Source organism: Klebsiella sp. CN_Kp097 (assembly GCF_040064495.1).
In the GTDB taxonomy this organism is placed as follows: Bacteria; Pseudomonadota; Gammaproteobacteria; order Enterobacterales; family Enterobacteriaceae; genus Klebsiella; species Klebsiella aerogenes.
The window spans coordinates 55,561-67,871 of the sequence record NZ_JBEAIL010000019.1 but is presented as its reverse complement, the minus strand read 5'-3'; the positions used below and the strand labels follow the sequence as shown (position 1 = coordinate 67,871).

General features: G+C 53.2%; 10 protein-coding genes. 4 read left to right on the top strand and 6 right to left on the bottom strand.

Features of this window, described 5'->3' with window-relative positions; translation table 11 throughout:
* Window positions 1-97 precede the first annotated feature (97 nt).
* The 3 genes from ABLV07_RS16670 to soxR form a co-directional block, all read right to left on the bottom strand.
* Window positions 98-1,447 carry an NCS2 family permease gene (locus tag ABLV07_RS16670; protein WP_015368730.1) on the bottom strand — a complete coding sequence of 450 codons (1,350 nt, stop codon included), beginning with the start codon at window positions 1,445-1,447 and terminating at the stop codon, window positions 98-100.
* 372 nt (window positions 1,448-1,819) lie between these two features.
* The gene (locus tag ABLV07_RS16665) at window positions 1,820-2,488 is read right to left on the bottom strand and encodes a glutathione S-transferase (protein ID WP_015368732.1); all 669 of its coding nucleotides are present in this window, start codon (window positions 2,486-2,488) and stop codon (window positions 1,820-1,822) included.
* A 274-nt stretch (window positions 2,489-2,762) separates the two neighbouring features.
* The gene (gene soxR / locus ABLV07_RS16660; RefSeq protein ID WP_015368733.1) at window positions 2,763-3,221 is read right to left on the bottom strand and encodes a redox-sensitive transcriptional activator SoxR; all 459 of its coding nucleotides are present in this window, start codon (window positions 3,219-3,221) and stop codon (window positions 2,763-2,765) included.
* 85 nt (window positions 3,222-3,306) lie between these two features.
* Here soxR and soxS point away from each other — a divergent pair, with 85 nt between their 5' ends.
* Window positions 3,307-3,636: a superoxide response transcriptional regulator SoxS gene (soxS, locus tag ABLV07_RS16655; protein ID WP_015368734.1), complete on the top strand. Its 330-nt coding sequence runs from the start codon at window positions 3,307-3,309 to the stop codon at window positions 3,634-3,636.
* Here soxS and ABLV07_RS16650 read toward each other — a convergent pair.
* Complete coding sequence (locus ABLV07_RS16650; RefSeq protein WP_042894962.1) at window positions 3,621-5,225, bottom strand: EAL domain-containing protein; 1,605 nt, start codon at window positions 5,223-5,225, stop codon at window positions 3,621-3,623. The two genes, soxS and ABLV07_RS16650, sit on opposite strands and share 16 nt — an antisense overlap.
* A 551-nt stretch (window positions 5,226-5,776) precedes the next feature.
* Here ABLV07_RS16650 and ABLV07_RS16645 point away from each other — a divergent pair.
* Entirely contained in the window at window positions 5,777-6,058 is a 282-nt protein-coding gene (locus ABLV07_RS16645) for a YjcB family protein (protein WP_015704055.1), read from the top strand.
* A gap of 67 nt (window positions 6,059-6,125) precedes the next feature.
* On the opposite strand, the gene iraM is transcribed toward ABLV07_RS16645, so the two are convergent.
* The gene (gene iraM, locus ABLV07_RS16640) at window positions 6,126-6,485 is read right to left on the bottom strand and encodes an anti-adapter protein IraM (RefSeq protein ID WP_015704054.1); all 360 of its coding nucleotides are present in this window, start codon (window positions 6,483-6,485) and stop codon (window positions 6,126-6,128) included.
* A 451-nt stretch (window positions 6,486-6,936) separates the two neighbouring features.
* On the opposite strand from iraM, the gene ABLV07_RS16635 reads away from it, so the two are divergent.
* Window positions 6,937-8,517: a lytic transglycosylase F gene (locus ABLV07_RS16635; protein WP_049034647.1), complete on the top strand. Its 1,581-nt coding sequence runs from the start codon at window positions 6,937-6,939 to the stop codon at window positions 8,515-8,517.
* A 79-nt stretch (window positions 8,518-8,596) separates the two neighbouring features.
* Here the strand turns inward: ABLV07_RS16635 and ssb1 are convergent, their stop codons facing one another.
* Window positions 8,597-9,121 (bottom strand): single-stranded DNA-binding protein SSB1, encoded by a 525-nt coding sequence (ssb1, locus tag ABLV07_RS16630; protein WP_015368746.1) that lies wholly within the window; start codon window positions 9,119-9,121, stop codon window positions 8,597-8,599.
* Between the two features lie 254 nt (window positions 9,122-9,375).
* Between ssb1 and uvrA the strand changes: the two genes are divergently transcribed.
* Entirely contained in the window at window positions 9,376-12,201 is a 2,826-nt protein-coding gene (gene uvrA / locus ABLV07_RS16625; RefSeq protein ID WP_047075914.1) for an excinuclease ABC subunit UvrA, read from the top strand.
* Window positions 12,202-12,311: the final 110 nt, after the last annotated feature.

Sequence of the window (12,311 nt, the reverse complement as noted above, 5' to 3'; positions counted from 1 at the left end):
TCGAAATGATACGCTACTCAGATTAACGCAAAAGGAAACAGGATGTGGCTTAAAAATTAAACGGGCGGCCAAAGCCGCCCGTCGTTAGCAGGAAAAGTTAAATCGCCCAGCCGCCGGCATAGAAGATAACCAGCGCCGCCGCGATGATCACGGTGCCCGCATTGAGTTTACGCCACTCGCCGGATACCACGCGGCCAATCACCAACGATGCGAAACCGATCATGATGCCGGTCACGATGTTGCAGGTCAGCACGATGAACACCGCGGTAATCAGCCCCGCCATCGCATCAACGAAGTCATTGAAGTCGATTTTCGCCACGTTGCTCAGCATCAGCAGGCCAACGTACATCAGCGCTGGCGCGGTCGCGTAGGCCGGCACCAGATAGGAGAGCGGAGAAAGGAACAGGATCAGCAGGAACAGCACGCCAACGGTGACGGCCGTCAGGCCGGTTTTACCGCCCGCCGCCGTACCGGCCGCCGATTCGATATACACCGCCGCAGGAGCCGCGCCCACCACGCCGGAGAACACGCTGCTCAGGGAGTCGGTAGTCAGCGCTTTACCGCCGTTGATGATCTGCCCGTCTTTATCCAGCAGATTAGCCTGGCCGGCCACCGCGCGAATGGTGCCGGTGGCATCGAATACTGCGGTCATGACCAGCGCCAGTACGCTTGGTAACACCACCGGGTTCAGCGCGCCGATGATATCAAGGCTGCCAATAAGCGAATTGCCTTTGTCATCGCTCAGCGACGGCATGGCGAAAATCCCGGAGAAGTGGACGTTCGGATCGAAAATCAGCCCGATAATTGATACCCCGATGATGGTCAGCAGAATGCCGCCCGGCACTTTCAGTTTTTCCAGACCGATAATGACCGCCAGGCCAATCAGCGACATCATCACCGGGAAACTGTCGAAGTTGCCCAGCGCAACCGGCAGGCCGTCCAGCGGGTTTTTAATCACCAGGCCGACGCCGTTGGCGGCAATCAGCAGCAGGAACAGGCCGATACCGATGCCGGTGCCGTGCGCCACGCCCTGCGGCAGGTTGCGCAGGATCCAGCTACGAATACCGGTAGCGGAGATAATGGTGAACAATACCCCCATCAGGAAAACGGCGCCTAATGCTACTGGAATGCTGATGTGCTGCCCCAGCACCAGGCTAAAAGCGGTAAACGCGGTCAGCGAAATCGCGCAGCCGATAGCCAGCGGCAGGTTGGCCCACAGGCCCATGACTAATGAACCGACGCCCGCCACCAGGCAGGTCGACACGAACACCGCTGCCGGCGGAAAACCCGCTTTCCCCAGCATTCCCGGCACCACAATGACCGAGTACACCATCGCCAGGAAGGTCGTTAACCCGGCAACGATTTCCTGACGTACGGAACTGCCGCGAGCTGAAATTTTAAACCAGGCGTCTAAAGAACCGCCGGTACGCGCTGAAGGCGTAGACATAGAAAACTTCCCCTGAAAATTTTGATCGTTCGCGTGTATGCGTGATGGACCGTCCACTGCCAGTTAAACGCCATCTCCTTGTGCTGTTTCCCGGCGCCAGGAGGGAGGCTGAGAAAAAGCAAACGTTTAACTCCGCGCATACAATGCGGTATATGGAATGTCTTTGCTCCCCCTGTAGGCAGGGGAAAAAACGAGCAAAGTAAAAAGGCAAACGATTATCCTGTCTTTAGACGGCCCTTTTCAACTGAAGTTTGTCGTATTTTGCCAAATTTCGCCGCCAAAGCTCAGGAAATAGACAAACGATGCGCAAACGTTATCGTCAATGCGCAAAGCATTAACATTTTTATATGTTTTAATCCGCTTTCAGGCGCATTAACCGCCAGGTAGGGTAAACGGCCCGCCGCGCTCAATAGCGCTAATCCATGCCGGACGTGACTCAACCTGCTGCTGCCAGCGCCGTGTATGCGGCAAGTCTCCAACACCGCCGCGCGCCAGTAACGCCATCACCGGGAAGCTCATCTGGATATCCGCCATACTCAACGCACTGCCGGCAAACCACGGCTGACGGGCCAGATGCTGTTCTATATACGCCGCGTGGGTCGCCAGCTGTTTGTCCAGCCACGCTTTTTGCACCCCTTTGCCCAACGCCCCGCCCAGCGTGCGCATGCCAAGCGGCACCGGCGGCTTGCCGAGGCTGGCGAAGATAAGCTTCATCAACAACAAAGGCATTAACGATCCCTCGGCATAATGGAGCCAGAAACGATATTGCAGTTTCTCTTCCCGCCCCAGCGGTCTGAGCTGCTGGGCGCTATCGTAGGTCTCCTGCAGATATTCCAGAATCGCGCCGGACTCCGCCAGCACCACGCCTTGATCCTCAAGCACCGGCGATTTACCCAACGGGTGAATTTTTTTCAGTTCCGCTGGCGCCTGCATGTTTTTTTCACGCTGGTAGCAGACTACCTGATAGGACAATTGCAGTTCTTCCAACGCCCACAGCACGCGCTGCGAGCGGGATTGGTTGAGGTGATGGACCGTCAACATGGCGCTCTCCTGTTGTTCGTTCAAATTAACTATAGAAACAGGCGGCCAATGACGGAAAAATTTCGGCAACGTCAACAGGCAAAATCAGCAGGCTGTGCCACAATTACATTGTCGACGCAATCCGGAACCTCCTTCAACACATTGCGCAATACCTGAGGGGAGTCGACGTCGGGGGAAACCCTCCCGTGAGCCAGCGGGATAATGCGAAAGACAAAGACCGGAAAACAACTAAAGCGCCCTGTTGTGGCGCTTTAGTTTTTTGCAGGCATCACCATTAATCCTCTTCCAGCAGGCGTGCGCCGGTCCCCTCTTCACCCAACTTATCTCCAGGGTTGCGTAACGGACAATCGCGGCGCGATAAACAGCCGCAACCGATGCAGCCGTCGAGCTGGTCGCGCAACGCGGTCAGAGTGTGAATACGCCGGTCCAGCTCCTCCCGCCATTGCGACGACAGCTGTTTCCACTCTTTGGCGCTCAGATTATGCCCTTCCGGCAGGACGCCGAATGCCTCGCCGATGGTCGCCAGCGGAATACCAATACGTTGCGCAATCTTGATGATAGCGACCGCACGCAGCACATCGCGGCGATATCGCCGCTGATTGCCCGCGTTGCGCTGGCTGCGGATAAGCCCTTTGCTTTCATAAAAGTGCAGCGCCGAGACGGCGACGCCGGTTCGTTTCGCCACTTCCCCAGGGGAGAGCAGCATTTTGATACGGGTTGGTTTCTTTTCCATAAAAGCGCTTTACCTCAAGTTAACTTGAGGAATTATACTCGCCAGCAGACAAAACGACGAATCGAGAATTGAGAGAGGCCGCTTTATGTCCCATCAGGATATTATCCAAACGCTTATTGAATGGATTGATGAACATATCGATCAACCACTTAACATTGATGTAGTCGCTAAAAAATCGGGATACTCGAAATGGTATCTGCAGCGGATGTTCCGTACCGTCACCCACCAAACGCTGGGTGATTACATTCGCCAGCGCCGGCTACTGCTCGCCGCTGAGGCGCTAAGGACCACGCAACGCCCTATTTTTGATATTGCGATGGATTTGGGATACGTCTCGCAACAGACGTTCTCACGGGTGTTCCGCCGGGAGTTCGATCGCACTCCCAGCGACTACCGTCATCAGATTTCCGCCTGACGACCGTCGTGCGGCGGACGCAGTAAGATCGGGGATTTCGCCAGCCACTGGATAAACTCCTGTGGCGGCATTGCCCTGGCAAAATGCCAACCCTGACAAAACTGCACGCCGCGCTTAAGCAACCAATCCACCTGATCCAGCGTTTCTACCCCTTCAGCGATGGTTTTTAAACGCAGGCTACGCGCCATGTCGATGATATGCTCGGCAATCAGGTGGCTGGTGCTATTAGTCGTCAGCGTATCGATAAAAGATTTATCAATCTTCAGAATATCGACGTTGAGCGAATAGAGGTTGTGCAGGTTGGAATAACCGGTACCGAAATCATCAATAGCTATCTCATAGCCCGCTTCGCGGAAAGCCTGGATCACCGGCGTGGTTTTCGGCACATCGATAAACCCCCTTTCGGTGACTTCAATTTTGATTTGCTTCACGCAAACTGCATAGCTGCGCGCTTTCTCAGTGATCTGCGCAATCAACCTCGCGGAGTGGAAATCCGAGGCCGAAAGATTAATCGCGATATAGAGCTGCGGGTGTCGGGACAAATATTCGCCAAGATCGTTGAACAACTCGTCAACTACGTAATCTGTGACCTGAGCAATCATGCCTGAGTTTTCCGCCAATGGAATAAACTCCGCCGGACTCATAACCGGACCATCAAATCCCGGCCAGCGTAGCAGCGCCTCGGCGCCGACGCAGCGATTATTCTTAATGTCGATAATGGGTTGATAATGCAGACATAGCTGGCGGTGGCTTAACGCCCGCAAGAGCTTATTACGCGGTGAATGATACTGCTGACGGCTGCGCGACCATACCATCAGAATCAATATGCTGCAGATGATCCCTAACGGCAGGGTCAAGGTGACCTGATCGTACAGGCTGGCATAATAGCTGGCGCGCGAGGTGGACATGATGACCGCAATCGGCCGAATCGAGGAATGAGCGACGGTATAAACCCGGCCATCCTGATTAAAAAAAGCGTCTTCGTGGCGGATAAGGCGGTGTAGTTCCCTGGCATCAACGTTTTTACTCACCGAGAAAAACATGTTCGTTTTGGTATCGAAGACGCCGTAGGCTAAGTCTCTATCACTGGAAATGACCGAGCTATAAGAGAGAGGATTAACCACCACGGCATAATGGCCGCGCTGCATATAATTCATGTCATAGCCCGGATAAAACGGCGTATCGCGGTAGTAGTAAATAGAGACGTCGGGTTGGCGGGTGTAATTCGCCGCGGCTATTCTCCACCCCTCTTCGGGATGAACTGCAGTAGAACAGATGAATTTGTTACCGTTCGCGTAAATCAAGTCATCGACATACAGCAACCCACGGACAATATTCAACATGTAATGCTGATGCTGCGGGGAACATAATACCCCTTCAAATTGCATGGCTTTTTCGCGCGCCTGCTCGGATTCATGAATGACCATTTCCGTTTTTTGCAACGCCAGCTGCGAAAACGACTGCAATCTATCTGAGATTTCTTCCCGGGCTCTAATTTGCGCGAACCACAACGCCAACACCACCGGCAGCACAACCACCAGTATGGTGAAGAATATTTTGAACGCCTTATGCGGCGCGCTACGACTCATTTCCGCTTTTTATCCATGCGATACGCCTCAATCACGGTATAAGGGCAAAAACCAGGCATTACCGACTGTTATAAAAAACAGCGAATTTCAGCAACGAACACGTTTATGTAAAAACCTCACACCTAATAATGATGAATCATACTTACTTATAGATGGATCGAGAAACATTCTCGTAATAATTAAGACACTAGCCACTTACTAATTCGGTTTCTCCGTACAATTACTCGTAATAAGTAACAAAACCCGTAGAACAATTATCGGCAGTCTACGCCCAGCCCTTAGCAGCGTCGAAAAACAGACGCCAGACAAGCTGGCGTACATTCCCCCGACATTAACCACATTTATTTTGTGGTTTTAAAATGTCAAAAAAGGTCATTTTTTGTCTGGCGAATAAATCAGCAAATGTGATATAGTTCACACAAGTTGATGAAACAAAACTTTCGTTTCATCACTCCCTGAAGTGCCCCCAGATAGCCAGAGCGTCTCATTAATTGATAATCGCGCCAGGTTGTCTAAGGCCCCCGACTTTCATTGAGAGATAGGATAAGTTAATGGCTTCCATTACTACCAGTGTCGTTCTTTTGCGCTGGCCCCTGGTGAGCGCAGTATTGATGTTCCTGGCCAGCTCGCTGAATATTCAATTACGTAAAAGCGACTATGCCGGTTTAGCGATTATTTGTAGCTGTCTGGGCCTCGCTGCCGCCTGTTGGTTTGCTACCGGCTTGTTAGGCATCACCATGGTGGATGTCGCCAAAATCTGGGGCAACATTAAAGACGTCATGGTTGAAGTCATGAGTCAGACGCCACCAGAATGGCCAATGATGATGACCTGATAAAAAAGCTTCCTACGGGAAGCTTTTTTATTTTCAGCAACAGTGAGAACCTTCCCCGCGCCCCCGGCTAATATTGTTCGCATAACTGCGGCCGTAGACGCTCGTTTGGGCAGCGCTTAACTGCACAATATGATTGATAAAGACAAGATTCTGGTTCCGCGGCTTCAAAATTGTACGGGCAGATTGGCCGCTCTCTTAACGTTTCCCACTGTTTATCGTCATAACGCGTAATGTTATAAATTTTTAATGAATGATATTGATCATTAATTAAAACTTTAGAGGAAAAAAGTTTCATTGTTTCACCGGGAAGCAATAAAAGATCGGCTTCATACCAGATAATAAACTTCAGAAACCGCAGCCCCGATATTGACGAGAACGCAACGCCGGTATGCGGGCAGATAAGGGTGTTAAGAATAGTCCATTTCATCTTCCATCCTTGTAAGTAAAATCTGTGACGGGGAATTTAGTGATAGCACTCCTGGTCGTTATCTGCAAGGTAGCTTATTAATAGTGTGATATAGAACGAGGCTGGTACACATCGGTTATACCACTCATGAAGTAAGCTAATCCGGGCTTTATACGAATTATGTATTAATACTAAAAAAACATAACCATGCAGAGGCTATAAATAACCTTACAATAGATTTTAAATAACAGACAAAAATATCATTTTGATAGTCCATCAGGTTAAATAAGTGATTAGCGATCACAAATAAAAAAATATTCTACAGGGAGGGCTGTACCTCCTTCTTTTGTATTATAGCGGAAACGGTAATACCTCTTCCGCCGTACCGACGCAATGGAGGTAAGCAGAAAAAGACGCGGGAGAGCGTATGAATTGTCTAAAATATAACCATCTCCCTGCAGAGTGTCGCATCATGAACATCTTCGGTTTTCAGCGTCGCCTGGCGACGCTTTCCGCCTGCCTTCTCGCCTTACTGTTTGCCGTCTCAGCCCCGGTATCTTCGACGGAAAAACCGCCGCCGTTGCAAAATGATAAAACTGAACTGGCTATCAATATGGATCACATCATGCAGCCGCAAAAAGGCGATCTTCCCGACATGATCAACCGACGGGCGATCCGAGTGCTAACGACTTACAGCAAGACATTCTTTTTTATCGACAAAGGTACCCAACGCGGCGCTACCCACGATCTTTTCATCGCTTTAGAAAAAGATCTCAATAATCAGCTCGCAAAAGAGAAGAAGCTGAAGCAGAAACACCTCAAAGTGCGGATCGTTTTCATCCCGGTCACGCGGGATAACCTGTTCAAAGCGCTAAATGAAGGCAAGGGGGATATCGCCGCCGCCAATCTCACGATCACGTCGTCGCGTCAGGAGCAGGTCGCCTTTACCACCCCGCTCTATAGCGATGTCAAAGAACTGTTGGTATCGGGGCCATCATCGCCCGACGTGAAAAACCTGGAGCAGCTTTCCGGTAAAACCGTGTTTGTCCGCCGCTCCTCCAGCTATTACGAAAGTTTGCAGAGACTTAACGCCCGCTTCGCTAAAGCGTCGCTGCCGCCGGTTATTCTGCAGGAAGCGCCAGAGGCGCTCGAAGATGAGGATCTTCTCGAAATGCTCAATGCCGGCCTGATTCCCCTGATCGTAGTGGATCGCCATAAGGCGCTTTTCTGGAAACAGGTGTTTCCAAAAATTCAGGTGCATGACGACATTGTATTACGGGATGGCGGTAGCATCGCCTGGGCGGTCCGCAAAGATAACCCACAGCTTCTCGCGGTACTGAATAATTTCGTGAAAAATAATCGTCAAGGCAGCACCCTGGGAAACATGATTCTGCTGCGCTACCTGAAAAGCGCGACCTACGTTAAAAACGCCGCAGCCAACAGAGAGCGCGCTAAGTTTTTGCAGATGGTGGAAATTTTTAGAAAATATGGCGAACGCTATGATGTCGACTGGCTGCTGATGGCCGCCCAGGGATATCAGGAATCGCGGCTCAATCAATCGGTACGCAGCCACGTCGGCGCAATCGGCGTGATGCAGGTCATGCCCGCGACCGGCAAGGAATTGAAGGTTGGCGATATCAAAAAAATCGACCCCAACATTCATGCCGGCGTTAAGTATATGCGCTGGATGATCGATCATTACTATGGTGACCAACCGATGACGCCGCTTGATAAGGCGCTGTTTTCGTTTGCTTCTTACAATGCCGGCCCGGCACGCATCGCGCGTCTACGTACGGAAACCCAAAAACGCGGATTTGACCCGAATATCTGGTTTGGCAACGTCGAGAATCTCGCAGCAGAGAAGATCGGCGCTGAGACGGTGACCTACGTCAGCAATATCTATAAATACTACATTGCCTATCGGCTGATTATGGATGATATCGCCCGTAAACAAAAAGCTACCGCCGCGCCGCTACCCGAGCCTGGAACGGGTAAGCCGCAGCCAGACACAGTTCCGTCAACCGCTCCTGAAGCTTCGGCCCCGGCAACCTGAGAGCCTAAAACGAAAAAGCCCCGAACACTCGGGGCTTTTTGTTGGCTTACTGCATAGGCAGTAGGTAATAAGGAAAACCTTAGAACGGGATATCGTCGTCGAAGTCCATCGGCGGTTCGTTAGATGGCGCTGCCGGGGCCTGCTGCTGCGGACGAGACTGCGCGCCGCCGCTGAACTGGTTGCCGCCCTGCGGCTGCTGAGGCTGACCCCAACCGCCCTGCTGCTGGCCGCCGCCTGCCGGTGCGCCGCCGCCCTGACGGCCGCCCAGCATCTGCATGGTGCCGCCGACGTTTACCACGATTTCAGTGGTGTACTTGTCCTGACCGGACTGATCGGTCCATTTACGGGTGCGCAGCTGGCCTTCGATATAAACCTGAGAACCTTTACGCAGGTATTCGCCAGCGACTTCCGCTAGTTTGCCGAACAACACAACGCGGTGCCATTCAGTCTGCTCTTTCATTTCGCCGGTTTGCTTATCGCGCCAGGATTCGGAAGTTGCCAGCGTGAAGTTGGCGACAGCGCCGCCACTTGGCATGTAGCGTACTTCCGGGTCCTGCCCCAGATTACCGACGAGAATCACCTTGTTTACGCCTCTGCTGGCCATGATCGAATCTCCTGAATAATACGTTTTGTATAAGTGTAAACCGGGAATTCTAACACCACAAAGGGGCAATTTGATAGCTACGAAGCCAATTCCAGAAAACATCCCGCCGCTATGCAATTTTTCACCCTCTTACTGCAGCGCCATTCCAATACTGTATATCCAGACAGGTTAAGTTGTGTCATAATTAGCCGTTTCTGCCGTTTGTCCTTCAAACAAACCAGGCAATCCGTGTATCTACCTACCGGGAAAGGTGAATGGATAAGATCGAAGTTCGGGGCGCCCGCACCCATAATCTCAAAAACATCAACCTCGTCATCCCGCGCGACAAACTCATTGTCGTCACCGGGCTTTCTGGGTCTGGCAAATCCTCACTCGCTTTCGACACCCTGTACGCCGAAGGCCAGCGTCGCTACGTCGAATCGCTCTCCGCCTATGCGCGACAGTTCCTGTCTCTGATGGAGAAACCGGACGTCGATCATATCGAAGGGCTGTCGCCGGCGATTTCTATCGAACAGAAATCGACCTCCCACAACCCGCGTTCGACGGTAGGCACCATTACTGAAATCCACGACTATCTGCGACTGCTGTACGCCCGCGTCGGCGAACCGCGTTGCCCGGACCACGACGTCCCGCTGGCCGCGCAAACCGTCAGCCAGATGGTCGATAACGTGCTCTCACAGCCGGAAGGTCAGCGCCTGATGCTGCTGGCGCCCATTATTAAAGAGCGTAAGGGCGAGCACACCAAAACGCTGGAAAACCTTGCCAGCCAGGGCTACATTCGCGCGCGGATCGATGGCGAAGTCTGCGATCTTTCGGATCCGCCGAAGTTAGAGCTGCAAAAGAAACACACGATCGAAGTGGTTATCGATCGCTTCAAAGTACGTGACGATCTGGCGCAGCGTCTGGCGGAGTCTTTCGAAACCGCGCTGGAGCTCTCAGGCGGCACCGCCATTGTTTCCAACATGGATGACAGTAAAGCGGAAGAACTGCTGTTCTCGGCGAACTTCGCTTGCCCGATTTGCGGCTATAGCATGCGCGAACTGGAGCCGCGTCTGTTCTCCTTCAACAACCCGGCAGGGGCCTGCCCGACCTGCGACGGCCTTGGTGTTCAACAGTATTTCGATCCCGATCGGGTGATTCAGAATCCGGAGCTATCGCTGGCTGGCGGCGCCATCCGCGGCTGGGATCGCCGCAACTTCTACTATTTCCAGATGCTGAAGTCGCTGGCGGATCACTATAAGTTTGATGTCGAAGCGCCCTGGGGCACCCTCAGCGCTAATGTTCAGAAAGTCGTGCTGTACGGTTCAGGTAAAGAGAATATTGAATTCAAATACATGAACGACCGCGGCGACACGTCAGTACGCCGCCATCCGTTTGAAGGCGTGCTGCACAACATGGAGCGCCGTTACAAAGAGACGGAATCCAGCGCGGTGCGCGAAGAGCTGGCGAAATTCATCAGCAACCGTCCGTGCGCCAGCTGCGAAGGCACACGTCTGCGCCGCGAAGCGCGCCACGTGTTTGTGGAGAACACACCGCTGCCGACCATTTCCGATATGAGCATCGGCCACGCGATGGACTTCTTCAACAACCTGAAGCTGTCCGGGCAGCGGGCGCAAATCGCTGAGAAAGTGCTGAAAGAGATTGGCGATCGTCTGAAATTCCTCGTCAACGTCGGTCTGAACTACCTGACGCTCTCTCGTTCGGCGGAAACGCTCTCCGGCGGTGAAGCGCAGCGTATTCGTCTGGCGAGCCAGATTGGCGCGGGGCTGGTTGGCGTGATGTACGTGCTGGATGAGCCCTCCATCGGCCTGCACCAGCGTGATAACGAACGCCTGCTCGGTACGCTTATCCACCTGCGTAACCTCGGTAACACGGTCATTGTCGTTGAGCATGACGAAGACGCTATTCGCGCCGCCGACCACGTGATCGACATCGGCCCCGGCGCTGGGGTTCACGGCGGCCAGGTGGTGGCCGAAGGGCCTCTGGACGCCATTATGGCGGTACCGGAATCCCTCACCGGGCAGTACATGAGCGGTAAACGCAAAATCGAAGTGCCGAAACAGCGCGTCGCCGCCGATCCGGAAAAAGTGCTGAAGCTCACCGGCGCGCGCGGCAACAACCTCAAGGATGTGACGCTGACGCTGCCGGTCGGCCTGTTTACCTGTATCACTGGCGTTTCCGGTTCCGGTAAATCAACGCTGATTAACGATACTCTGTTCCCCATCGCCCAGCGCCAGTTGAACGGCGCGACGATTGCCGAGCCTGCGCCGTATCGCGATGTTCAGGGGCTGGAGCACTTCGATAAAGTCATTGATATCGACCAGAGCCCAATTGGCCGCACGCCACGCTCAAACCCGGCAACCTATACCGGCGTCTTCACGCCGGTGCGCGAACTGTTCGCCGGAGTACCGGAATCACGTTCACGCGGCTATACGCCGGGCCGCTTCAGTTTTAACGTCCGCGGCGGCCGCTGCGAAGCCTGTCAGGGCGACGGAGTGATCAAGGTTGAGATGCACTTCCTGCCGGATATCTACGTGCCGTGCGACCAGTGCAAAGGCAAACGCTATAATCGCGAAACGCTGGAGATTAAGTACAAAGGCAAAACTATCCACGAAGTGCTGGATATGACCATCGAAGAAGCGCGCGAATTCTTTGATGCCGTTCCGGCGCTGGCGCGCAAGCTGCAAACCCTGATGGATGTTGGCCTGACCTATATTCGTCTCGGCCAGTCGGCGACCACGCTCTCCGGCGGTGAAGCCCAGCGCGTGAAGCTGGCGCGCGAACTCTCCAAGCGCGGAACCGGCCAGACGCTGTATATCCTTGATGAGCCGACTACCGGCCTGCATTTCGCCGATATTCAGCAGTTGCTGGACGTACTGCATCAGCTACGCGATCAGGGCAATACCATCGTGGTCATTGAGCACAACCTCGACGTGATTAAAACCGCCGACTGGATTGTCGACCTCGGCCCGGAAGGCGGTAGCGGCGGCGGGGAAATTCTCGTTTCCGGCACGCCGGAAACCGTTGTTGAATGTGAAGCCTCGCACACGGCGCGCTTCCTGAAGCCCTTGCTGAAGTAACCTCTCAGGCCTCTTCCTTCGTGGAAGAGGCCTCATTTCATCTCATTTCATCTCATTTTTTTACGCTGAGACTTCGTGATTTGCCCGGTGCGCTCACTCTGGCGTCTGAT